The sequence below is a fragment of the Curtobacterium sp. GD1 genome (genome assembly GCF_020882855.1).
In the GTDB taxonomy this organism is placed as follows: domain Bacteria; phylum Actinomycetota; class Actinomycetes; order Actinomycetales; family Microbacteriaceae; genus Curtobacterium.
In genome coordinates this window covers 1-21,509 of the sequence record NZ_JAFEVQ010000043.1, presented here as the reverse complement: position 1 = coordinate 21,509, position 21,509 = coordinate 1, and the positions used below count along the sequence as shown (strand labels likewise).

The following is a 21,509-nucleotide window of genomic DNA, read 5'->3' as shown; positions in this document are numbered from 1 at the left end:
ACCCGCCCCCGCGCGACGGCCCGGACGCACGAGGGCCCGGGCCGTCGCACGCCCGGGCCCTCGTGCGTCCGGGCCGTCGCGCGGGGGCGGGTCAGTCGCCGTCGTCGGCGTCCGGGGCGGGAGCGGGAGCCGCCTCGAGCTCCGTCGCCACCACCCGGGGCGCCTCGGACATGAACCGCCGGACGTCGAGGTCCACGATGATGTCCTGCGGCCGCAGCGGACGCGTGAGGTACAGCCCCTCGAGCGAGGTCAGCCGTGACAGCGCCACGTACGTCTGCCCGGCGCTGAACACCCGGTTGCCGAGGTCGACCACCGCCCGGTCGTAGGTGCTGCCCTGCGACTTGTGGATCGTCACCGCCCAGGCGAGCCGGAGCGGGAACTGCTGGAACTCGCCGACGGTGTCCTTCTTGAGTTCCTTCTTGTCGGCGTCGTAGGAGTACTTGAACTTCTCCCACACCGACGGCTGGACCTCGAACGACTCCCCGTCGACGTCCACCCACACGGTGTCGCGGATCGTCTGCACGACCCCGAGGGTGCCGTTCACCCAACGCTGGTCGGGGTCGTTGCGCAGGAACATCACGTGCGCGCCGGGCTTCAGCTCGAGGGCTTCGTCCGCCGGGAAGTTCCGTCCACCGAAGTCGCCGTTGACGTCGGCCCGCGCGGTCCGCACCTTGCCGGGCAGCCGGTCGAGCGCGGCCTTGTTGATGCGTGCCACGGTGTCGTTCCGGGTCGCCAGGGTGATCGCGTCGTCCGGCGCGGGCCGGGCGCCCGCCGCGTTGAGCTGCCCGGCGACGTCGGCCGTCACGCGCCCGTGCCGCACGGCCGTCAGCATCGCGGCGAAGGCGTCGTCGCGCTGCCGGTGGACGGTCGCGAGCTCGACGATGTTGAGCTCCGCCTCGAGCCAGACCTTGGCGTCGAAGAACCACATCGAGCGGTAGTGGTCGGTGAAGTACGCGCGCTCGTCCCCGTCGCCCGGCACCGGCGGCAGCTGGTACGGGTCGCCGAACATGACCACCTGCACGCCGCCGAACGCCTCGAACTGGCGCCCGCGGGCCTTGCGCAGCGAGCGGTCCATGGCGTCGAGGAGGTCGGCGTTCACCATCGAGACCTCGTCGATCACGAGGGTGTCGATCGTGTTGAGGAGCTTGCGGGTGTCCGGCCCCTGCCGGAGTTCGGCGTCGGCGATGAGCCCGATCGGCAGGCGGAAGAGCGAGTGGATCGTCTGCCCACCGACGTTCAGCGCCGCGACACCGGTCGGCGCGCAGATCACGACCTGCTTCTCGGTGTTCCACGACAGGTGGTTCAGGAGCGTCGACTTGCCCGTCCCTGCACGCCCGGTGATGAACACGTGGTCGCGGGTGTGCTCGATGTACTCGAAGACGGCCCGCTGCTCGGCACTGAGCTCGACGCTCATCGGGTCGCCACCCGGTCGTCGCTGCGCGGTCCGTCGACGGCGGGCTCCGCCACGGCGCGGCGCACCCGGACCAGCACCACCACGACGACGGTCACGACGACGGCGACACCGGCGACCACGAGCAGCGCGCCCGCGCGGGCCTGGTCGACGAGCGGATCCGGTCCCCACGTCCGGCCCATCGCACCGAACCACGACGCCTGCAGGAGCCCGAGCGGCCCGCGCATCGCGATGCCGAGCGACACCAGGCCCGCCGCGACGACGACCGCCCCGGCGATCCGGACGAGCGCCGCGGGCATCGAAGCGCGCCGGGCACCGACCGCGATCGGCGTGAGCAGGGTGGGGACGGCGAGGAGCCCGACGAGCAGGAACCCGACGTCGATCACGGTGCGGCCCGTCGAGTCGCTGACCGACCACCGGAGTGCGTCGGTCACGAAGAACGCCCACCACGCCGCCGCCAGGAACAGGAACGCCGGGAACGGCTGCACGAGGTACCGCACCGCCTGGTTGTCGACCAGGACGCCCGTCCACTCGCGGACACCGGTGCTGCCGTCGTCGCGGGCGTGGACGGCGGCACGGATGAGCTGCACGGGTGCCGACGCCCAGACGAGCGCCGGCACGACGAGCCCGAGGAGCACGTGCGACCCGACGTTGGCGGACACGAGGAAGCGGTCGTAGGTGTGCAGCGAGCCCGACGTCGCGACGACGAGCGACACGATCGCGATGCCGGCGGCGACCGTCCGACGCACGGGCCAGCGCACACCGGCGCGACGCAGGCGGACGATGCCGGCGGTGTAGGTCGCTGCGAGCAGGACAGCGGCCATCAGCCAGAACAGGTCGATGTTCCACGCCGTCAGCCATCCCCAGGCACCCGGAGCGTGCGGCAGGGCGTCGTCGGTCAGCAACTCGGCCGGCGACGGGTTCGTGGTCTTGCTCAGCGCGACCTGGTCGACGGGGGTCGCGGTGCGGCCGAGTGCCGCGGCGAACCCGCTGGCGACGCCCATCACGGCGAGCTCCGCCACGATCAGGAACCAGAACGGACGGCGGCGCTCGGGGGCGGTGCCGAGCGCGCGGATCGCCCGTCGACGCTGCACGACCCCGAGCACACCCATCGCGACGATGGCCGCGATCTTCACGAGCACCAGGACCCCGTACGCGGTGAAGAGGTTCGAGAGCGCCCCGACCCGGATCTGCGCCGAGGCCACACCGGACACGGCGACGAGCACGAAGCACCCGAGTGCGATGCTCGAGTAGCGCCCGACGACGACGGCCAGGCGATCGCCGTCGATCACCGGGCGCAACAGCACGAGCATCACGAGTCCGCCGACCCAGAGTGCGGCGCCGACCAGGTGCAGCCCGAGTGCGGTGACGGCCGCGTCGTGGCTCGCCGTGCCCGCGGCGTGCCCCTGCTGGGCGAGCGGGACGAGCCCGATCATCGCGACGGCCGCGGTCAGTGCGACCATCCCGCGGGAGCGCACGGCGAAGCACAGCACCGTGACGGCCGCGGCGACGAGGACGGTGACGAGCCACGCGAGGCCGAGGTCCGTCCCCGTGAGGAACACCCCCATCGACTGCCCGAACTGCTCGTCGATGCTGATCCTCGAGCCGGCGACGCTGAGGAAGGTGAAGAACGTCGTCACGGCCGACGACACGGTCCAGACGCCCGCCGCACCGGCGGCCGCGTCGATCGCGCGGTTCCACTCGGGCGCGGTGCGCGACAGCCCGACGGTCGCGAGTGCGAGACCACCGATCGCGGCCGCGGCGGAGAGGTCCACCACCAGTCGGGCGATCGGCAAGCCGAACCGGACGACGGCGCCGGGGTCGGCGATGAGCGCGGCGTTCGCGCCGCCCCCGATGACGAGGGCGACGAGGAGTGACACGAACCCGACGAGCAGCAGCACGGCGGGGCCGGCGATGCGCGCGATCCGATTCACCCGTCAAGCCTAGGCGCTGCCCCACCCGGCCACGGAATCGAGCGGGGCGACCTGTGGAGGGCGATCCGCGCCTCCTGGATGTGGAGGACCGACCACGGACCCATCGCAGGCCGGGAACGACGAAAGGGACGGCCGAAGCCGTCCCTTTCGTGGCGCGGGAGCAGTCTTACTTGACGGCAGCCTTGAGCTTCGAGCCGGCGCTGACCTTGACCGAGTCGCTCGCGGCGATCTCGATGGCCTCGCCGGTCTGCGGGTTGCGGCCGGTGCGGGCGGCACGGTGGGTCTTCTCGAAGGCGATCCACCCGGGGATCGTGACCTTGGTGCCGTCGGCGACCGAGCCGGAGACGACGGAGAAGAGCGCGTCGACGACGCCGTTGACGGTGGCCTGGCTCTGGCCGGACTCAGCGGCGACGGCAGCGACGAGCTCGGTGCGGTTCAGGGACTTGTCAGCCATGGATGTCCTCCTCGGACTTCTTGCAGTATCGGTCGGACGACTTCTCGTCCGGCGCCCGGAGCGGGTGCTCCGTGCCACGGTGCCGGTGGGCGCGAGACCCTGCGGAACCGGAGTCGAACGTACCAGCCACCAGGGACGAAACCTGCCGACTCGCCCGGATTTCCGGGGTTGTCGGGGTACTGGAGGGGCGGAAGTGACCGATGTGACGAAGATGTCCCCCGAAACGGCCCGGGAACGGCGAACGCCCCGCCACCACTGGGGTGACGGGGCGTCCGCGGAAGCTGGTGCTTACCAGGAGCTCTTCGTGATGCCCGGCAGCTCGCCACGGTGGGCCATGTCGCGGAAGCGGACACGGCTGATGCCGAACTCACCGAGGTGGCCACGGGGGCGACCGTCGATGGCGTCGCGGTTGCGGTAGCGGACCGGCGACGCGTCGCGCGGGAGCTTCTGCAGGCCGACGCGGGCGGCCTCACGCGACTCGTCGGAGCCGTTCGGGTCCACGAGGGCCTTCTTCAGCTCGAGACGACGCTCGGCGTAGCGCGCGATGATCTCGGCGCGCTGGTTGTTCTTCGCGATCTTGCTCTTCTTCGCCATGCTTAGCGCTCCTCACGGAAGTCGACGTGCTTGCGGATCACCGGGTCGTACTTCTTGAGCACGAGGCGGTCCGGGTTGTTGCGACGGTTCTTCTTGGTCACGTAGGTGAACCCGGTGCCCGCCGTGGAGCGGAGCTTGATGATCGGACGAACGTCCTGACCCTTCTTGGCCATCAGATCTTCTCCCCACGGGCGAGGAGATCCTTGACGACGGACTCGATGCCGCGTGCGTCGATCACCTTGATGCCCTTCGCGCTGAGCGTGAGCGTGACGTTACGACGAAGCGAGGGCACGTAGTACGTCTTCTTCTGCACGTTCGGGTCGAAGCGACGCTTCGTCCGGCGGTGCGAGTGCGAGATGTTGTGTCCGAAGCCGGGGGTGGCTCCGGTCACCTGGCACACTGCTGCCATGGTTTCCTCCTGAGGTACCGTGCGACCGGACGGCCGCACCCAAGGTCACTTGCCTGGCGCGCACGCGCTGCGTCGCCGAGCGACGGAGCGAGGGGGTTGTGCGCACCGCCCAGGCCCGCGATCCCTGTCGAAGGGGCCGTGGACACCGCGCGACCGCGGCGTACGCGACGGTCGGAGGGCTTGGAACAACTGGGCTCGCCGCGCGGACGCGGAGAACCAAGGGTCAAGCGTACGCGACGACCGGGCGTGTCGCAAACTGTCGCAGCTGCGTGGGTCGCCCTGGAGGCGCGCCGCAGCTCCGGCGGGCGCGTTCGTGAGCAGAAATGGTCGGGTCACGGTCGGCCACCCGACACCTTCTGCTCACCAAGTGAGCGCGGCGCGCTACGGGCGAGCGCGCCGGCGCGCGGGCGCCCCGGGCGCCCGCGCGCGCTACGGCGCCTCGGCCGGCCGCGGCGCCAGCGCCTGCACCATGAGCTCGCCGAGCTCCCGCGGCGCCGTGAACATCGGCCAGTGCCCCGTCTCGAGCCCCAGGATCGCAAGCTCCTCCGTCGCCACGAGCTCCGCTGCCCAAGCCTGGTGGTCGGCCACCATCGTCGCGAGGTCCGCCGCCGGGATCTCGCACGTGATCACCGTCGCCGGGATCGTGTGCCGCGCGGCGTCGGCGTAGTGGAACCGGTCGGACGGCACCGCAGCGGGCTCCGGGATCGCGCGGTGCTCGAACTCCGACCGCAGTGCCGGTGTCATCCCCCGCACGGTCGCCGGCTCCCACACGTCCCACGAGGGCAGCGGCACGACTCCGTCCACCACGGGCAGCTCGTCGTTGACGCAGCCGCCCTCGGGCCCCGGGAAGGTGTCGACGTAGAGCAGGTGCGCGACGAGCGAGGGCCGCTGGTCGGCCGCCATGTACGCGATCGGCCCCGCGCCGGAGTGTCCCGCCAGCACCACGGGCTCGTCCGGCGTCGCGACGTCGTCGAGCAGCTCGACCAGGGCGGCCACCTGCTCGTCGAGCGTGTCGCCGTCGCGGGTGACCGCCTCGACCGAGTGGCCCGCTGCTCGGAGCACCGGGGCCACCTCGTCCCAGGCGCTCGCGTCGAGCCAGAAGCCGGGCACCAGGATCACGTGCATGACGCGGAGACTACGCGCCGGTGCGCGCGGCCGTGCAGGACGCGCACTCCCCGAAGATGTCCACCACGTGGCTGGCGTTCGTGAACCCGTTCGCCGCCGCGACCTCCTGCGCCCACCGCTCCACCGGGTCCGCCTCGATCTCGACCGTGCGGCCGCAGTTCCGGCAGATCAGGTGGTGGTGGTGCGCGTCGGTCGTGCACGCGCGGTACAGCGACTCGCCGTCCTGCTGCAGCGAGTCGGCGTCGCCCTCGGTCGCCAGGTCGGAGAGCGCCCGGTAGACGGTCGCGAGTCCGATCGTGGAGCCGTCGTCCCGCAGGTGCTGGTGCAACGCCTGCGCGCTGACGAACCCCTCGGTGCTGGACAACGCGGTGCGCACCGCTTCGCGCTGCCACGTGTTCCGCTTCGGCTTCTGCACGGCGTTCATGCGGTCGCTCCTTCCTTCCGGCCGGCGGCGGACCGGTGGTCCGCATCGTCGGCCTGGAGGCGCGGTGCGCCTCCGTCACGCTGGTCGCGGCGCACGATCCGGTCGCGTCCACGCTTGTCCTTGCGTCCGCCGACGATCCGGCAGACCACCCAGATCACGAACGAGATCGTCGTGACGTACGGGCTGATGGGGAGCCCCCCGCCGAGGGCGAGCAGGATGCCGCCGACGACCGAGACGACGGCGAACACCGTCGACAGGACCGGGACGACGACCGGGTGGGAGCTGAGGCGCAGGGCAGCGGCCGCGGGGGTGACGAGCAGCGAGAGCACGAGCAGCGCGCCGACGATCTGCACCGACACCGCGGTCGCGAGTCCGAGCACGAGCATGAACACGAGCGCCAGCGTCCGGACCGGCACCCCGGCGGCGGCGGCCACGTCGGGGTCGACCGACGAGAACATCAGCGGGCGCCAGATCACGAGCAGCGTCACGACGACGATCGCCGCGACGACGACGAGGAACGTCAGCTGCGGGTTGTCGACCGAGACGATCTGCCCGGTGAGCAGGCCGAACTTGTTCGCGGCGCGGCCCTTGTAGAGCGCGAGGCAGAGGATGCCGAGGCCGAGGCCGAACGGCATGAGTACGGCGATGATCGAGTTGCGGTCCCGCGCCCTCGACCCGAGCAGCCCGATGAGCAGCGCCGCGATCACCGACCCGACGAGCGACCCGGTCACCACGTTCACCCCGAGCAGCAGCGATGCCGAGGCGCCCGCGAACGAGAGCTCCGAGATGCCGTGCACGGCGAAGGGCATGTTCCGGGCGACGACGAACGGCCCGATGAGCCCGCCGACGATGCCGAGCACCGCGCCGGCCCAGATCGAGTTCTGCACGAGCACGACGAGCTCGCCGTAGTCCTGGAAGGAGAAGACCTGCGACCAGATGTCCATCAGATCCGCCCGTCGTCCGGCGTCACGGCGTTCGGGTCCGCGTCGCAGTGGTGGTCGTGCGCGTCGTTCGCGCCCACGATGACGATCCGCCCCATCGTGCGGACGACGTCGACGGGGGTGCCGTACAGGTCGGAGAGCACGTCCGTGCGGAGGACCTCGTCGGGGGATCCGATCCGGAACCGCCCGCCGGCGATGTACAGCACCCGGTCGACGACGTCGAGGATCGGGTTCACGTCGTGGGTGACGAACAGCACGGCGGCGTCCTGCTGCCGACGCTGCCGGTCGATGAGCTCGGTGACGCCGCGCTGGTGCCGGAGGTCGAGCGAGATGAGCGGCTCGTCGCAGAGAAGCAACGCGGGGTCGGCGGCGATGGCCTGTCCGACGCGGGTGCGCTGCTGCTCGCCGCCGGACAGCTCGGCGACCGGGGCGTCCGCGAACGCGGTGGCCCCGACCTCGTCGAGGATGCGATCGACCCGGGACCGTTCGGCACGGCTCGCGGGCTTGATGCCCCACCGGGAGCCGGTCACGCCCTGCGCGATCATGTCCCGCGCCCGGAGCGGGGTCCCCGCGTCCATCAGGCGCTGCTGCGGGATGTACCCGATCTTGCGGTGCCCGCGCCGGACGGGCTGGCCGAGGAACGACATCGTGCCGCTCGTCAGCCGCTGCTGCCCGAGGACCGTGCGGAGGAGCGAGGTCTTGCCCGCCCCGTTCGGCCCGAGCACCGCGACGAACTCGCCCGGCGCCAGGTCGAGGTCGAGGTGCGACCAGAGTGCACGGGAGCCGTACGACAGCCCGGCGTCGCGGAGTTCGAGCACGGCGGAACCGCCACTGCCCGGGGCAGTGGCGGTCCGCTCGGTCGTCGGGTGGGAGACGGTCGTCACTTCTGGAGCGCCGCCTGCACCTGGTCGATGTTCGCCTGCTGCCACGAGACGTAATCCTCCCCCTTCGGGAGCGTCTCCGTGACACCGACGACCGGGACACCGTTCTCGTCGGCGGCCTTCTTGACCTCCTCCGTCTCCGGGCTGGAGGTCTGGTCGTTGTAGGCGAGGAGCTTCACGGTCTTGTTCGTGAACAGCTTGAGCGTGTCGTTGAGCGCCGCCGGCGGCACGTCGTCGCCTTCCTCGATCGCCTCGGAGAAGGCGTCCGGCGTGACGTTGTCGAGGCCGATCGCGTCGAAGAGGTACCCCGGGACCGGCTCGGTGTACGCGACCTTCTCGCCGCCGTACGTCTTCTCGAGCTCGGCCGTCTTCGCCTCGAGCCCCTCGAGCTTCGTCGTCAGCGCGTCGGCGTTCTTCGTGAAGGTGTCCGCGTCCGCCTGGTCGAGGTCGCCGAGGCGCTTCGCCACGTCGTCGGCGAGCTTCACCATCGTCGGGTAGCTGTAGAACACGTGCTCGTTGAACTCGGCGTCGCCACCCTTGTCGAGACCGGAGAGCTCGACGACGTTGATCGTGTCCGCCTTCGTGCTGGACGCGTCGGCGAGGGTCGTCATGAAGTCGTCGTACCCGCCGCCGTTCTCGATGAGGAGGTCGGCCTTGGACACCGCGAGCTGTGTCGTGGCGCTCGACTCGAACGAGTGGGGGTCCTGCGACGGGTCGTCCAGGATGCTCGTGACGGAGACGTGGTCGCCGCCGATCGCCTCGACGATCGAGCCGTAGACGTTGGTGGAGGCGACGACCCGGACGGTGCCGTCGCCCGAGGCGTCGCCGGAGGCGGAGGACGTCGCGCAGCCCGTCAGGGCGAGCGCGGCGGCGCCGACGACGAGCGGCAGGGCGAGGAGACGGTTGTGCATGTCGACGAGCGTAGGGCTAGTTGATAACGGTTGTCAAAACCAGTATCAGCCGGATCACGGACGGGAGGCGCGGTGCCAGCCGGCACCGCGCCTCCAGTCCGTCAGGTGGTGACGACTACGGCTTCGTGGCCGCCTCGATCGTGTTCTCCGCGATCGTGTCGTCCTCACGCCCTGGCGTGCGGAGGTTCCACTTCTTGATCACGAAACTGAACAGGAAGTAGTAGATCACCGCGTAGCCGAGGCCGATCGGGATGAGCCAGATGGCCCCGTCCGCCTTGCCGAAGTTCAGCACGAAGTCGATCGCGCCGGCCGAGAACGAGAAGCCGTCGTGGATCCCGAGCGCGTTCACCAGCGCCAGCGAGGTACCCGTGAGGACCGCGTGGATGATGTAGAGCGGGAACGCGACGAACATGAACGAGTACTCGAGGGGCTCGGTGATGCCGGTCACGAACGAGGTGAGCGCGGCCGAGAGCATGATGCCGCCGACGAGCTTGCGGTTCTGCGGCTTGGCGTTGCGCCAGATCGCCAGAGCACCGGCCGGCAGGGCGAACATCATGATCGGGAAGAAGCCGGTCTGGAAGATGCCGGCGGTCGGGTCGCCGGCGAGGAACCGGGCGATGTCACCGTGGTAGGTCGTGCCGCCGGTGGTGAAGCTGCCGAGCTGGAACCACGGGAAGAAGTTCAGCAGCTGGTGCAGCCCGATCGGGATGAGCATGCGGTTGACGAACCCGAAGATGCCACCGCCGATGACGGCGTTGTCCGCCACGGCCTGGCCGGCAGCGGTCAGGGCGATGTCGAAGTACCGGTAGAAGAACGACATCACGACGGCGATGAGGAGACCGGCGACCGCGGTGAGGATCGGCACCAGGCGGCGCCCGGAGAAGAAGCCGAGGAAGTCGGGCATCTTCGTCCGGTGGAACTTCTCCCACAGGAACGCCGACACGAGCCCCATCACGATGCCGCCGAGGACACCGAAGTTGATCGTGGCCTGGTTGCCGTTCGCGTCCTTCACCCCGTCGAGCACGATCGGGGACATGGCCGCGAACACCTGGTACATGACCATGTAGCCGACGACCGCGGCGAGTGCCGTGGTGCCGTCCGACTTCTTCGCCCAGCCGATCGCGATGCCGACGGCGAAGAGCAGCGGCAGCCAGGTGAAGACACCGTTGCCGGCGGCGGCGATGATCGTCGCGCCCTTCTCGAAGCCGGGGATCGCTCCGAGCATGTCGGCCTGGCCGAGGCGGAGCAGGATGCCCGCTGCCGGCATGACCGCGATCGGCAGGAGCAGGCTCCGGCCGAGGCGCTGGGCGTTGGCGAAGACGCGCGACTGCTTCTTCGGGGTCTTCTTCTCCGGCACATCCGTGGCAGTGGTGGTGCTCATCGGAGGTCCTCTCGTCGTTGGGTGGAGCTGTCGGGGTGAGTTGAGTCGTACAGTCAGCGCAGGTAACCTCGGCGGTGTCGCCAGGTCCGGTCCTGTCCGGTCATGACCAGTTCCGTAGTCTGAACCGCGACCACACGCCTGTCAACCCGGCACGCGTTTTCGTAACGAGGAGGAAACGATGGCTGACATCAAGGCCGCTGACATCATCGCCGCGCTGGGTGGCGCCGAGAACATCGACGAGGTCGAGGGCTGCATCACGCGCCTGCGCGTCGAGGTCGAGGACGGGGACCTCGTCGACAAGGACGCACTGAAGGCCGCCGGCGCGCAGGCCGTCGTCGGTGGCGGTACGGGCTGGCAGGTCATCGTCGGCCCGATCGCCGACAACCTCGCGCAGGACATCCAGGACGAGCTGTGACCGCCGTCCGGACCCCGTTCCAGGGCCCGGTCGTCTCGCTCGCCGACGTGCCGGACCCGGTGTTCGCCGGGCAGCTCGTCGGCGCCGGCGTCGCGGTGGACCCGACCGGGGTCGAGGGTGCCGTCACGGCGGTCGCGCCGGTCGACGGCACGATCGTGAAGCTGCACCCGCACGCGTTCGCGTTGCAGGGTGCCGCGGGCACCGACGTGCTCGTGCACGTGGGCATCGACACCGTGAAGCTCTCGGGCGAGGGCTTCGAGCTCGTCGCGGCCGAGGGTGACACCGTCGTCGCGGGCGACCCGGTCGTCCGGTTCACCCCCTCGGTGATCTCGGCCGCCGGCTACTCGCCGATCTGCCCGGTCGTCGTGCTCGGCTCCGCGCCGGACTCGATCGCGCAGGACACGGTCGGCACCACGGTGCGCGACGGCGACACCCTGTTCGAGGCGTAGCACGCGACACCCTGCCGCGAGACTCGGCTCCGCGGACACTTTCGGGCCCGATCGGTCGCAAATGTGTCCGCCGGGCCGAGTCTCGGCGAGCGGCTACGCGACCGCGTGCGCCGCCGTCGCCGTGACCTCCATCTGCACCCGGTACCGGTCCGAGCGGTACCAGCTCCGCGTGTGTTCGACGGGGCGCTCCCCCGCGTACGACACCCGGTCGAACTCCAGCAGCGGCGCCCCGGTCTTCGTGCCGAGCAGCGTCGCCACGTCGTCCGCCGCCGGGTTCGCCGCGACGGTCTGCTGCGCGCGGTCGATCGGCGTGCCGTACTCGGTCGCGATGATCGAGTAGACCGACCCGGACAGGTCGTGTTCGAGCAACCCGGGGAACGCGTCCGCGACGAGCCAGGCGTCGTCGATCGACACCGGCGCCCCGTCGGCCATGCGCAGGCGCTTCACGTGGAAGGCCGCGACGTCGGGGTCGAGTCGCAGGGCCGCGGCGGTGTCGGACGGCGGGACCCGCTCCTCGCGCACGAGCACGACGGTCGTCGGCACGTGCCCCATCGCCCGCATCTCCTCGGTGAAGGACGCCAGGTGCAGCGTCGACTGCACGGGGCGGTGCGCCACGAAGGTGCCCTTGCCGCGCACGCGTTCGAGGTAGCCCTCGTTCACGAGCTGGCCGAGGGCCTCGCGCACGGTGATCCGGGACACCCCGTACTCGGCGATGAGCTGGCGTTCCGAGGGGATCGCCGCCCCGGGTGCGAGCCGGACCGTGGCGAGCTCGAGGAGGATGCGCCGCAGCTGCTGGTGCTTCGGTTCGGCACCCTCGGTGATCCGGCTCGTCATGCGGTCCTCGTGCTCCGTCGCTGGTCGTGCGGGTGGTCATGCGCGGACATGACCAGTGCCTGCCACAGTAGCGAGTCCCCCTCGGAACGCCAACGTGCATGACAAGATGACGCGCGTGACAACCGTGGTGATCGTCGACGACGAGACGCTCGTCCGCTACGGCTTCGAGCTGATCCTCGGCGCCGCGCCGGACATCGACGTCGTCGCCACCACCGGGGACGTGGACGCCGTGCAGGTCATCCGGTCGCACGCGCCCGACGTCGTGCTCCTCGACGTGCGGATGCCGCGGGTGAACGGCCTCGAGGTCCTCCGCGAGCTGCAGGCCTTCCCCGAACCACCGGCGGTCGCGATGCTCACGACCTTCGACACCGACGAGTACGTCGGCCGGGCGATGGAGCTCGGCGCCGCCGGCTTCCTGCTCAAGGACACCGACCCCGAGGGCCTCGCCGAGTACGTCCGGGTCCTCGCCCGCGGCGGGGTCGTCCTGGCACCGGGCGTCGACCGGACCCGGCTGTTCGCGGCACGTCCGGCAGCCCCCGCGCCGTCCGTCAGCGAGCGCGAGCACGCGGTGCTCCGGCTGGTCGCGGACGGCGTCAGCAACCCGGACATCGGCCGACGGCTCGGCGTGAGCACCGGGACCGTCAAGGAGGACATCCGGTCGCTGCTCGCCGCGTTCGGCGTCCCGACGCGCGTCCAGCTCGCGCTGCGCGCGGCCGAGGCGGGACTCCTGGATGGCTGACACGCAGCGGTCGGGGCGCGTCCGGCGGGTGCTCGCGGCGACCGACGGGAGGCTCGACCGCCTCGTCGACGTCGGCCTGCGGTGGGCGCGCACCCACCGTGCACCGTGGTGGCTGGTCGACGCCCTGTTCATCGCCGCCGCCGTCGCGGACGCCGTGCTCGACATCTCCGGAGCGACCGCCCTCGAGACGTGGTTGTCGCTGCTCGCGGCGGCCGCCCTGTTGCTCCGTCGTCGCTTCCCCGTGCTCGCGTTCGCCCTGACGGTGCCCGGGTTGTTCGTCGGTTCCGCGGTGGTGGCGGCGAGCGTGGCGCTGTTCACCCTCGGGGAGCGCACGAGCCGCCGGTGGCTGATGCTCCTCGCCGCGCTGGTGCAGTTCGTCGGCTTCAGCGGGTTCGTCGGGCCACCGCAGACCCTCGACGAGATCGTCGTCTCCGTCGTCTACGCGCTCATCTTCGCGCTCGGACCGCTCGCCGTCGGGCTGCTCGTGCAGACCCGTGCGCGGCTGACCGACCAGCTCGTCGAGTCCCGCCGTGCCCGCGAGGACGAACGCCGGCAGGCCGCGGCCGTCGCCCTGTCCCGCGAGCGGGCGCTGCTCGCGCGGGAGATGCACGACGTCGTCTCGCACCAGGTGACCCTGATCGCGGTACAGGCCGGCGCGATGCAGATGGCCGGCCGCGACGAGGCCGAGCGCGGGTTCGCCCGGACGATCCGGCAGCTGTGCGTGATCACCCTGCAGGAGCTCCGCGAGATGGTGCAGGTGCTCCGCGCCTCCGGCGGCACCGACCGCGAGATCGCTCCCCAGCCGGTGCTCACCGACCTCCCCCGGCTCATCGCCGAGAGCGGCCTCGAGACGAGCACGACCGTCGACCTGCCGGACACCCTCGCCCAGCCGCTCCAGCGTGCGGTCTACCGGTTCGTGCAGGAGGGGCTGACGAACGTCCGCAAGCACGCCCCCGACGCCACCGTCCGGGTCAGCGGGCGGATCCACGGCGAGCAGGTGCTCGTCGACGTGGTGAACGGCCCGGCGCGTTCCGAACGGCTCGAACTGCCGGGGTCCGGGCTCGGGCTGATCGGGCTCGGGGAGCGGGCGTCGCTCCTCGGCGGGAGCATGGAGTCGGGCCCGCAGCCGGACGACGGGTTCGCACTGCACCTGCGGCTGCCGGTGGAGCACGTGCCGGCTGCTCGGGCGGTCTGACGGTCATCCTCGGAGCCAGCCCGTCCTGGCCGATCGGCCATCGCGGTTCACGCCGTGGAGCGATGCCCCGGCGGGGGCGATCGGCTGGGATGGGACCGTGGCACCAGCAGCGCTCCTCGGACGACTCCGTCGATCCCCTGTCTCCGTCGCCGTGGCGGTGGTCGCGGTCGCGCTCGTCGTGACCGCACGGATGGCGCACTCCGAGCCGGACTTCCCGCACCACCCGCCCGTCGCGTGCCTCGCCCTCGTGGCGGTGGTCCTGACGACCGTCCTCGCCGAGCGCTCCCTCGGATCGATCCGGACCCTCGTGATCGGGGTCGGCGCGCCGCTGCTCGGGGTCCTCGCGACCCTCCTCACCGTCACGATCGGTTCGGCGCTGGGCGAGGCACACGCCGAGTTCGCCGTCGGACAGCCGCTCTTCGCCCCCTCCGTCGTCGCCGCCGCGTTGCTCGGGGCCGCGTCGGCGGCGATGCCCGCGCAGCGCCGCTGGCGGACGCGCGCCGCCCTCTGGACCGTGGTGCTGACCCTCGTGCTCTTCGCGGGCCACGGGTCGGACCTGGCCCGCGCCCTGGCGACCTTGCTCGGGACCGTAGCCGGCGCGTGGATCGTGCGCCGCGCCTCCAGGCCCCAGAGCCGCACCACCCGCGTCACCGCACGGACGGTCGTGGTGAGCGCCCTCATCGCGCTCGGTGCCGGCACCCTGGTGACCCCGATCGTGCCGGACCCGGACGGCGTGCTCTCGCCGTTCGCCGACGCGATGCCGGACCGTTCCGTGGTCGTCGTCGGCGTGCTGCTGCTCCTGGCCGCCTGGCTCGTGCACCGCGGTCGCCGGACGGGCATCGCGCTGGCGATCGGCGTGCTCCTGACGCTCACGGTCGTGCTCGCCGACGTCTTCCTCATCGAGCCGGTCAAGGACGACGCGGTGCAGTGGCAGGGGCTCGGGCTCGACGCGATCGAGTGGCAGGTCACCCTGCTCGGCGCGTGGATCGTCCCAGCCGCCGTGCTGCTCGCCGTGCTCCTCCTCCGACCGCGGCTCGTCCGGGCGCGGTTCCGGGCCGCCGGTGCACGCCGTGACGACCTCGTCGAGATGCTCCGCGACGGCGACGCCGGGACCCTCGGGCACATGGGGACCTGGCGCGGGAACGCGACCTGGACCCACCCGGACGGACGCGGCGCCGTGGCCTACCGGGTGCGCGGCGAGGTCGCCCTCGCCGTCTCGGACCCGGCGTGCGCCACCGCCGACCGCGCCGATGTCCTCGCCGGCTTCACCGCGTTCTGCGAGCGCAACGGCTGGGTGCCCGCCTTCACGAGCGTCCACGAGCCGGTCCGCGCCATCCTCGGCGCGGAGGGGTGGACCGCGCTGCCGGTGGGGGTCGAGTGCGTGCTCGACGTGACGACGTTCGACCTGCGCGGCAAGAAGCGGCAGGACCTCCGGACCGCGTCGAACCGGGCCGACCGCGAGGGCGTCCGCGACGAGTGGACCACCCTCGACGCGCTCGACGCCGGCCGTCGTGCCGAGGTCGAGGCGATCTGCACGCGGTGGGCCGCCGATCGTCGTCTGCCGGAGATGGGCTTCACGCTCGGCGGGTTCCGCGAGCTCGACGACCCGGACGTCCGGCTCATGCTCGCCGTCGACGCCGACGGGCACGTCACCGCGGTCACGAGCTGGCTGCCCGTCCACGAGCGGGGAGCGCTGACCGGCTACACGCTCGACGTCATGCGCCGCGGCGACGACGGGATGCCCGGGGTGATGGAGTTCCTCATCGCCCGGACGGCGCTCCGTGCCCGCGAGGCCGGCCTCACCACGATCAGCCTCTCCGGCACGCCGCTGGCCGCCCACGCCGGGGCCCGGTCGCTGGTCGTCCGTGGGTCGGCGCTCCTCGCCCGCGTGCTCGAGCCGGTGTACGGGTTCCGGTCGCTGCAACGCTTCAAGGAGAAGTTCGGCGCGCGGCACGAGCCCCTGTGGTTGGTCGTCCCGACGCCGTTGCACGTGCCGCGGGTCGCCCGGGCCCTGGCGTCGGCGTACGTGCCGGGCCTGCGGCCGAAGCACCTGTGGGCGCTCCGGCAGGCGCACCGTGCGGTGGCGGACGCCCGAGCGGTGGCCGAGGCCCGTGCCGCGGGTGCGGCGCGCTCGTGAGTCCGACCGAGTGGCTGCTCGCCACCCAGCTGCAGGCGCCGTCGAAGCTCGTCCCGGTGGACATAGCGTTCGCGGTGCTCGCCGTCGCGGTGCTGATTCCCGGTCTCCGGCACACCCGGTCCGGGTCCGCCTGGCGTGCCGTCCGGCTGCGCGCCGTGGTCGCCGTCGGGGCCGCCGTCGCCGTGCTCCTCGTCTGCTGGGTCCTGAGCGACGTCCTGAACCTGTTCGGCGTCGCCCTGAGTCCAGTCACGCGGATGTGGGTCGCGATCGCCACCGCCGCACTCGCCCTGGCGGTCACCGGCATCGTGCAGGGCGGTCGCGGACGCCGGGTGCTCGCCGCCGTGCTCGTCCCGGCGGCGCTGCTCGTCCCCGCACTCGGGGTCAACGTCGAGTTCGCCAAGTACCCGACCCTCGGCACCGTGGTGCAGAGCGACCCGTACCCGGCGCTCGACCTGCACGCGGCTCCGGCAGCGGCGCTCCCGGCGCACGGCGAGGTCCGGACGGTGGACATCCCCGGGACCCGCTCCGGCTTCCCGGCCCGCCCCGCCGTCGTCTACCTGCCGCCGGCCGCGCTCGTCCGGGACCCGGCACGCCTGCCGGTCGTCCTCGCGTTCGCCGGGCAGCCCGGGGCGCCGAGCGACATGTTCACCGCCGGGCAGATGGGGACCGTGCTCGACGCCTACGCGGCCGCACACCACGGATCGGCCCCGATCGTCGTGTCCGTCGACCAGCTGTCGGCTCCCGGTCGGAACCCGATGTGCGTCGACTCGACGCTCGGGAAGTCCGCGACCTACGTCACCGAGGACGTGCCCGCCTGGATCGCCGCACACCTCCCCGCGACGCCGGACCGGCACGCCTGGGGCCTCGTCGGGTTCTCGCAGGGGGCGACCTGCGCGATGCAGTTCGTCACCGCCCACCCGGGGTCGTTCGGCGCCGCCTTGGCGATCTCCAGCGAACTGCAGCCGATCGACCAGAACCCACGGCACAGTGCCGACCAGGCGTTCGGTGGGTCGGTGGCCCGCTGGAAGGCCGCCGCCCCGATCGCGCAGATGCGGGCGAACGGGCTCGGTGGTCACGCGCTCTGGCTCACGGCCGGGTCCGCCGACCACCAGTTCAGTCGGAACGCCCGGGAACTCGGCAGTGCGGCCCGGACGGCCGGCGCGGACACCGAGGTCGCGTTCGCGCCCGGGAGCGGGCACGACTGGAACACCGTGCAGTGGTCGCTGCGCACGGAGCTGCCGCACGAGGCCGACACCCTGTTCGGGGCCCTCGGGTGAGGCCCGTCGTGCTGGCGGTGGTCGCCCTCGTCGCGGTGCTGCTGCTGACGGTGGGGCCGGTCGCCGTGGCGCCGGTCGCCGCCGTGCTCCTGCTGCTCTGCGTGGGTGCTGCTGCACTCGCGACCGGGGACGACGGCTCGGGGCCGTTGGGCTCCTGACCGGTGCGGCTCGGGGCCGTCGGGCTCCTTGCCGGTGCGGGTCAGGCGTTCGCGACGAGCCAGGCCCGCTGCGTCCGCGAGAGCGCCCGGTCCGCCCAGACCTGCCGCTCGACACCGTCCGGCAGCGTCGACGACGTCGAGCCCTGCCACACGAGCTGCAGCCCCGCGCGGTCCAGCACGGCCGCCGAGGCAGGGTTGTTCGTCAGCACCCGCCCGGTGACGGCGACGTCGGGAGCGACGTCCGCCGCGGCAGCCACCGCAGCGAGCGCGATCTCCGTCGCGTAGCCGTTGCCCCACGCCGCCGGTGCCAACCGGTAGCCGAGGTTCCACACCCCGGCCGCGGTCATGTCCACGCCGCCGACACCGAGGAACGCGTGGTCGGCCGCGGCGCGGACCGCCCACGAGCCGAGCCCGTGTCGTGCCCGACCACCGATCTTGCGCTGGACGAGGTCGACCGTCGAGGCCCGCACCGCGTGCCGTCCCGCGGGGAGGTGGGTCCACGTCCGGGCGTCGGAGAAGACCGCGTGCACGTCGTCGATGTCCGCCGGTGAGAGCGGGGTGAGCAGGAGGCGATCCGTTCGGATCTCCTGCGAGGGCATCAGGAGCTGGTGGACCATGTCTCGATCATCCCGCCGCCCACCGACATCCGTGTGAACACCACGCGACGAATGCGGGAGTCCGCAAGCAGGGATTTTCAGCCAAGACGTCTATTTCACTGTACAGTGAAAATATGCCGATCACTGAAAAGACCCTCGTGCAGGCGCTTCGGCGCGCACTGCCTCCAGGGTCGATCGACATCATCTCGCGTGACGGGGTCGCTCCGGTGGCGGTGCTCCCCGACGGCTCCGAGGTGGCACTCGTGATGCGCTGGGCCGGAGCAGGGTTCCCACGGGACGTCGCCCGGGCGTTCGAGAACGAGCCGCTGTCCCCGTCGGCAGACGCCGGGGTCGACGCACATCACGAGGTCGTCTTCGCGCAGTCCGTCTCCGAAGGGTCACGACGGGTCATCGAAGCCGTCGGTGCGTCCTGGGTCGCACTCGACGGGTCGGCGTCCCTGCACATCGGGACCGTCTGGGTGGAGCGAGCTCCGACTCCCGGTCTCGTCGCCGAGGAGGTCGGGTTCCGCTGGTCAGCTGCGCGGGCGGACGTCGCGGAGGCGTTGTTCGCGATCGTGGCGGACGGCAGTCGGTGGGGCGACGGACGGACACGGGTCCCCGAGGTGGAGAGCCTCGCGACGCTCTCAGACCGATCGCTCGGTTCGGTCTCGAACGCCCTGAGGGGCTTCGACCAGAACGGATGGACCGGACCCGGACCGGAACCGAGGAGTCGTGTGCTCGTCGACGGGTCGGGCATGCTCGACTCGTGGTCGGAGTGGAGTCGCCGACAGCCACGGAACTGGATCTCCTTCCACACCCTCGACCGCGACCCCGCGAGGGTCGAGCGGGTCTTGCTCACGACGTTCGGGACGGACCTCGTCCTCACCGGCGCTTCGGGCAGCGAGCGTCTCCGTCCGTTCCTCACCGGGGCGAGGAGCGTGAGCGCGTACGTGGTCGATGCGGACGACGACCACATCCGCGACCTCGGCGAGCGGGCGGGCATGCTGCCTGCTCCGACGGGGCAGGTCCGGGTCGCGGTGGCACCGCGCGCGATCGCGAACACGACGCGGGTCGCCGCGGACGTCCGGATCGCCTCCCCGGCCCGCATCTACGCCGATCTCCTGACCGGGTCGGAGCGGGAGCGGGAAGCCGCGGACATCATCCGTGACTCCGCGCTGGGGAACCTGCCGTGAGCGCCGACGCGTCGCGAAACCACGCCGCGCGGGCGCTCGCTGAGGAGGCGCTCGCCGCACTCCTCCGGGCAGCCGGTCCCAGATCGACCGAACTGGTCCTCATCGGCGGCCTCGTTCCCGAGTACCTCGTCGAGACCACGGATCCGCACCAGGGAACCAACGACGTCGATCTCCTGCTCGACCTCGGGTTGGAGTACGACCGAGACGAGCACGACTACGGCTGGCTGGAGCGTGCGCTCGTCGCTGCCGGCTTCGTCCCCGCGTCACCGAACGTCGGGTGGCGATGGGTCGCCGAGGTCCGCGGTCACCCCGTGCTCGTGGAGTTCCTCGCCGACGTCGCCGACAACCTCGACCGTGAGATCGCCCTGCCGGGTGCATCCGTCCTCGGCGCGAAGAACCTCCGCGGACCAGGACCCGCACTCCGCGATGCGCACGATGCCGTCGTGCACGGCCACCCGGTACGGATGACCGACATCGGGGGCTACCTGTCGGCGAAAGGTGCCGCCGCGTACTGGCGGGGCGCGGAGAAGGACCTGTACGACTTCGCGTGGGTGCTGGTGAACGCAGCGAGGATGGACGCCGATCGCGCTGCGAACGCCGTCACAGCGGTGCTCGACGCAGGTGTCGACCGCGATCGGTTCGGCGCCGTGTTGGGAGCATGCGCCTCGTTCGAGACAGCGGCCAGCATCGGTGCGGTCGTGTTCGCGAGCGCTTCGATCGCCGCGGGCGACCAACGCGACCACGACGCGCTCGCGCTCGACGCGGTCCTGGCCGTGCGGATGTTCCGAGCGGGCCTGTTGCGCGCTGCCGAGGAGCGTGACGGCTAGTCGAGCAGCAGCGCCGGCTCCTCGAGCACCGATGCCACGTCGTGCACGAAGCGCGACGCCACGTCGCCGTCGACGACCCGGTGGTCGAATGAGGCGCCGATCGTCGTCACCATGCGCGACCGGACCTCGCCGTCGACGACCCACGGCTTCGGCTTGATCGTGCCCATCGCCACGATCGCGACCTCGCCCGGGTTGAGGATCGGGGTGCCGGTGTCCATGCCGAACACGCCGATGTTCGTGATGGAGACCGTGCCGTTCGCCATCTGCGCCGGCGTGGTCTTGCCGTCGCGGGCGGTCAGGGTGAGCTGCTCGAGGGCCTGGGCGAGCTCGAGCAGGGACATGTCCTGCGCGTCCTTGATGTTCGGCACGATGAGGCCGCGCGGGGTGGCCGCGGCGATGCCGAGGTTCACGAAGTGGTGGACGATGATCTCGCGGTCGGTCCAGGTGGAGTTCACCGAACGGTTGCGGCGGACCGCCCAGATCACGGCCTTCGCCACGAGGAGCAGCGGCGACACCTTCACGCCCGCGAACGTCGGCGAGGACTTCAGCCGCTTGACGAACTCCATCGTGCGGGTGGCGTCCACGTCGACGAACAGCGAGACGTGCGGTGCGGTGAACGCCGACGTGGTCATCGCGGTCGCGATGGCCTTGCGGACGCCCTTGACCGGGATCGTCTCGCTGCGGACGTCGCCCCACTCGGGCGTCTCGATGTTGCGGAAGACGCTGGCCTGCTTCGCGTGCCGGATGACGTCGTCGCGGGTGACCTCGCCCGCGAGGCCGGTCGCGACGATCTCGCTCAGCTCGACGCCGAGGTCCTTCGCGAGCTTCCGGATCGGGGGCTTCGCGAGGACGTTCGTCGCCACGCCGTGCTTGCGCGCGGAGCCGGACCCGAGGGCGGAGATCGCCTCGGCGGTGGTCTCCTCGCCGGGGTCGGTGGCGGCTTCGGCCGCTGCAGCGGCGTCGGCACTGGAGGCGCGGCTCGCCTCGGCCGCGAGCGCTGCGGCCCGGCGGGCGCCCGGCTTCCGGCGGGACGGCGACGAGGTCGCGGAGCCGTAGCCGACGAGGACGGCACCGGAGGACTCGTCCGTGCCGACGACGGAGGCGTCGACGGCGACCGGCTGGGCGGGCGCGACTGCGGGCTGCGCGGGAGCGGGCGCCGGCGCCGCGGCCCGCGGCGGGGTCGGCACGCTGACCGGCGCGGGTGCGGCGGGGGTCTGCGTGACC

General features: G+C 71.8%; 24 protein-coding genes. 9 read left to right on the top strand and 15 right to left on the bottom strand.

Annotated elements, in window-relative coordinates; genetic code table 11:
* Positions 1 to 91: 91 nt before the first annotated feature.
* The 12 genes from JSX79_RS17040 to JSX79_RS16985 all read right to left on the bottom strand — a co-directional run bounded on the left by JSX79_RS17040 (position 92) and on the right by JSX79_RS16985 (position 10,465).
* On the bottom strand, positions 92 to 1,414 hold the full coding sequence (locus tag JSX79_RS17040; protein ID WP_070417142.1) for an ATP-dependent RecD-like DNA helicase: 1,323 nt from the start codon (positions 1,412 to 1,414) through the stop codon (positions 92 to 94).
* Complete coding sequence (locus JSX79_RS17035; protein ID WP_229087262.1) at positions 1,411 to 3,345, bottom strand: cytochrome c oxidase assembly protein; 1,935 nt, start codon at positions 3,343 to 3,345, stop codon at positions 1,411 to 1,413. The genes JSX79_RS17040 and JSX79_RS17035 overlap by 4 nt, the downstream gene beginning before the upstream one ends.
* Before the next feature lie 166 nt (positions 3,346 to 3,511).
* Positions 3,512 to 3,799, bottom strand: a complete 288-nt coding sequence (locus JSX79_RS17030; RefSeq protein ID WP_022908191.1) for an HU family DNA-binding protein — start codon at positions 3,797 to 3,799, stop codon at positions 3,512 to 3,514.
* A gap of 288 nt (positions 3,800 to 4,087) precedes the next feature.
* On the bottom strand, positions 4,088 to 4,393 hold the full coding sequence (gene rpsN, locus JSX79_RS17025) for a 30S ribosomal protein S14 (RefSeq protein WP_070417144.1): 306 nt from the start codon (positions 4,391 to 4,393) through the stop codon (positions 4,088 to 4,090).
* 2 nt (positions 4,394 to 4,395) lie between these two features.
* The gene (gene rpmG / locus JSX79_RS17020) at positions 4,396 to 4,566 is read right to left on the bottom strand and encodes a 50S ribosomal protein L33 (RefSeq protein WP_022908193.1); all 171 of its coding nucleotides are present in this window, start codon (positions 4,564 to 4,566) and stop codon (positions 4,396 to 4,398) included.
* Entirely contained in the window at positions 4,566 to 4,802 is a 237-nt protein-coding gene (gene rpmB / locus JSX79_RS17015) for a 50S ribosomal protein L28 (protein ID WP_022903747.1), read from the bottom strand. The genes rpmG and rpmB overlap by 1 nt, the downstream gene beginning before the upstream one ends.
* 429 nt (positions 4,803 to 5,231) lie before the next feature.
* Positions 5,232 to 5,927, bottom strand: a complete 696-nt coding sequence (locus JSX79_RS17010; protein ID WP_229087261.1) for an alpha/beta fold hydrolase — start codon at positions 5,925 to 5,927, stop codon at positions 5,232 to 5,234.
* A gap of 10 nt (positions 5,928 to 5,937) precedes the next feature.
* Positions 5,938 to 6,351: a Fur family transcriptional regulator gene (locus tag JSX79_RS17005; RefSeq protein WP_070417146.1), complete on the bottom strand. Its 414-nt coding sequence runs from the start codon at positions 6,349 to 6,351 to the stop codon at positions 5,938 to 5,940.
* Entirely contained in the window at positions 6,348 to 7,295 is a 948-nt protein-coding gene (locus JSX79_RS17000; protein ID WP_071303398.1) for a metal ABC transporter permease, read from the bottom strand. Before JSX79_RS17000 ends, JSX79_RS17005 begins: the two co-directional genes overlap by 4 nt.
* Entirely contained in the window at positions 7,295 to 8,176 is an 882-nt protein-coding gene (locus JSX79_RS16995; RefSeq protein WP_092384778.1) for a metal ABC transporter ATP-binding protein, read from the bottom strand. Before JSX79_RS16995 ends, JSX79_RS17000 begins: the two co-directional genes overlap by 1 nt.
* Positions 8,173 to 9,084, bottom strand: coding sequence for a metal ABC transporter solute-binding protein, Zn/Mn family (locus tag JSX79_RS16990; protein WP_071303397.1), 912 nt, complete (start codon positions 9,082 to 9,084; stop codon positions 8,173 to 8,175). Before JSX79_RS16990 ends, JSX79_RS16995 begins: the two co-directional genes overlap by 4 nt.
* A gap of 115 nt (positions 9,085 to 9,199) precedes the next feature.
* Positions 9,200 to 10,465, bottom strand: coding sequence for a PTS transporter subunit EIIC (locus JSX79_RS16985; RefSeq protein ID WP_070417148.1), 1,266 nt, complete (start codon positions 10,463 to 10,465; stop codon positions 9,200 to 9,202).
* Positions 10,466 to 10,643: 178 nt separating this feature from the next.
* Here JSX79_RS16985 and JSX79_RS16980 point away from each other — a divergent pair, with 178 nt between their 5' ends.
* Together JSX79_RS16980 and JSX79_RS16975 are read left to right on the top strand one after the other, a co-directional pair.
* A complete protein-coding gene (locus tag JSX79_RS16980) occupies positions 10,644 to 10,880 on the top strand; it encodes a PTS transporter subunit EIIB (protein WP_022907163.1) in 237 nt (78 codons plus the stop codon).
* On the top strand, positions 10,877 to 11,329 hold the full coding sequence (locus JSX79_RS16975) for a glucose PTS transporter subunit IIA (protein ID WP_229087259.1): 453 nt from the start codon (positions 10,877 to 10,879) through the stop codon (positions 11,327 to 11,329). Before JSX79_RS16980 ends, JSX79_RS16975 begins: the two co-directional genes overlap by 4 nt.
* 93 nt (positions 11,330 to 11,422) lie before the next feature.
* On the opposite strand, the gene JSX79_RS16970 is transcribed toward JSX79_RS16975, so the two are convergent.
* Complete coding sequence (locus JSX79_RS16970; protein ID WP_070417150.1) at positions 11,423 to 12,163, bottom strand: GntR family transcriptional regulator; 741 nt, start codon at positions 12,161 to 12,163, stop codon at positions 11,423 to 11,425.
* A gap of 115 nt (positions 12,164 to 12,278) precedes the next feature.
* Between JSX79_RS16970 and JSX79_RS16965 the strand changes: the two genes are divergently transcribed.
* From JSX79_RS16965 to JSX79_RS16945, 5 genes are all read left to right on the top strand, one after another.
* Positions 12,279 to 12,902: a response regulator transcription factor gene (locus JSX79_RS16965; protein ID WP_217637367.1), complete on the top strand. Its 624-nt coding sequence runs from the start codon at positions 12,279 to 12,281 to the stop codon at positions 12,900 to 12,902.
* Positions 12,895 to 14,097 carry a sensor histidine kinase gene (locus JSX79_RS16960; protein ID WP_229087257.1) on the top strand — a complete coding sequence of 401 codons (1,203 nt, stop codon included), beginning with the start codon at positions 12,895 to 12,897 and terminating at the stop codon, positions 14,095 to 14,097. Before JSX79_RS16965 ends, JSX79_RS16960 begins: the two co-directional genes overlap by 8 nt.
* Positions 14,098 to 14,194: 97 nt before the next feature.
* Positions 14,195 to 16,234, top strand: a complete 2,040-nt coding sequence (locus tag JSX79_RS18785; RefSeq protein WP_229087256.1) for a bifunctional lysylphosphatidylglycerol flippase/synthetase MprF — start codon at positions 14,195 to 14,197, stop codon at positions 16,232 to 16,234.
* Complete coding sequence (locus JSX79_RS16950; RefSeq protein ID WP_229087255.1) at positions 16,231 to 17,511, top strand: esterase family protein; 1,281 nt, start codon at positions 16,231 to 16,233, stop codon at positions 17,509 to 17,511. The genes JSX79_RS18785 and JSX79_RS16950 overlap by 4 nt, the downstream gene beginning before the upstream one ends.
* Complete coding sequence (locus JSX79_RS16945) at positions 17,508 to 17,669, top strand: hypothetical protein (RefSeq protein ID WP_156794786.1); 162 nt, start codon at positions 17,508 to 17,510, stop codon at positions 17,667 to 17,669. Before JSX79_RS16950 ends, JSX79_RS16945 begins: the two co-directional genes overlap by 4 nt.
* A gap of 41 nt (positions 17,670 to 17,710) precedes the next feature.
* On the opposite strand, the gene JSX79_RS16940 is transcribed toward JSX79_RS16945, so the two are convergent.
* Positions 17,711 to 18,286, bottom strand: coding sequence for a GNAT family N-acetyltransferase (locus JSX79_RS16940; RefSeq protein WP_083295102.1), 576 nt, complete (start codon positions 18,284 to 18,286; stop codon positions 17,711 to 17,713).
* A gap of 113 nt (positions 18,287 to 18,399) precedes the next feature.
* On the opposite strand from JSX79_RS16940, the gene JSX79_RS16935 reads away from it, so the two are divergent.
* Both JSX79_RS16935 and JSX79_RS16930 read left to right on the top strand, forming a co-directional pair.
* A complete protein-coding gene (locus tag JSX79_RS16935) occupies positions 18,400 to 19,458 on the top strand; it encodes a type IV toxin-antitoxin system AbiEi family antitoxin (protein WP_229087254.1) in 1,059 nt (352 codons plus the stop codon).
* On the top strand, positions 19,455 to 20,285 hold the full coding sequence (locus tag JSX79_RS16930) for a hypothetical protein (RefSeq protein WP_229087253.1): 831 nt from the start codon (positions 19,455 to 19,457) through the stop codon (positions 20,283 to 20,285). Before JSX79_RS16935 ends, JSX79_RS16930 begins: the two co-directional genes overlap by 4 nt.
* On the opposite strand, the gene JSX79_RS16925 is transcribed toward JSX79_RS16930, so the two are convergent.
* Positions 20,282 to 21,472 (bottom strand): dihydrolipoamide acetyltransferase family protein, encoded by a 1,191-nt coding sequence (locus tag JSX79_RS16925; RefSeq protein ID WP_374475735.1) that lies wholly within the window; start codon positions 21,470 to 21,472, stop codon positions 20,282 to 20,284. The genes JSX79_RS16930 and JSX79_RS16925 overlap by 4 nt on opposite strands.
* Between the last annotated feature and the right edge of the window lie 37 nt (positions 21,473 to 21,509).

Excerpts from the sequence above, each read along its gene's own strand:
- JSX79_RS16935 (WP_229087254.1), top strand. The coding sequence starts at position 18,400 with ATGCCGATCACTGAAAAGACCCTCGTGCAGGCGCTTCGGCGCGCACTG.
- rpmB (WP_022903747.1), bottom strand. The coding sequence starts at position 4,802 with ATGGCAGCAGTGTGCCAGGTGACCGGAGCCACCCCCGGCTTCGGACAC.
- rpsN (WP_070417144.1), bottom strand. The coding sequence starts at position 4,393 with ATGGCGAAGAAGAGCAAGATCGCGAAGAACAACCAGCGCGCCGAGATC.
- JSX79_RS16940 (WP_083295102.1), bottom strand. The coding sequence starts at position 18,286 with ATGGTCCACCAGCTCCTGATGCCCTCGCAGGAGATCCGAACGGATCGC.
- JSX79_RS17000 (WP_071303398.1), bottom strand. The coding sequence starts at position 7,295 with ATGGACATCTGGTCGCAGGTCTTCTCCTTCCAGGACTACGGCGAGCTC.
- JSX79_RS16960 (WP_229087257.1), top strand. The coding sequence starts at position 12,895 with ATGGCTGACACGCAGCGGTCGGGGCGCGTCCGGCGGGTGCTCGCGGCG.
- JSX79_RS17005 (WP_070417146.1), bottom strand. The coding sequence starts at position 6,351 with ATGAACGCCGTGCAGAAGCCGAAGCGGAACACGTGGCAGCGCGAAGCG.
- JSX79_RS17010 (WP_229087261.1), bottom strand. The coding sequence starts at position 5,927 with ATGCACGTGATCCTGGTGCCCGGCTTCTGGCTCGACGCGAGCGCCTGG.
- JSX79_RS16980 (WP_022907163.1), top strand. The coding sequence starts at position 10,644 with ATGGCTGACATCAAGGCCGCTGACATCATCGCCGCGCTGGGTGGCGCC.
- JSX79_RS16985 (WP_070417148.1), bottom strand. The coding sequence starts at position 10,465 with ATGAGCACCACCACTGCCACGGATGTGCCGGAGAAGAAGACCCCGAAG.
- JSX79_RS17030 (WP_022908191.1), bottom strand. The coding sequence starts at position 3,799 with ATGGCTGACAAGTCCCTGAACCGCACCGAGCTCGTCGCTGCCGTCGCC.
- JSX79_RS16970 (WP_070417150.1), bottom strand. The coding sequence starts at position 12,163 with ATGACGAGCCGGATCACCGAGGGTGCCGAACCGAAGCACCAGCAGCTG.
- JSX79_RS16990 (WP_071303397.1), bottom strand. The coding sequence starts at position 9,084 with ATGCACAACCGTCTCCTCGCCCTGCCGCTCGTCGTCGGCGCCGCCGCG.
- JSX79_RS17040 (WP_070417142.1), bottom strand. The coding sequence starts at position 1,414 with ATGAGCGTCGAGCTCAGTGCCGAGCAGCGGGCCGTCTTCGAGTACATC.
- rpmG (WP_022908193.1), bottom strand. The coding sequence starts at position 4,566 with ATGGCCAAGAAGGGTCAGGACGTTCGTCCGATCATCAAGCTCCGCTCC.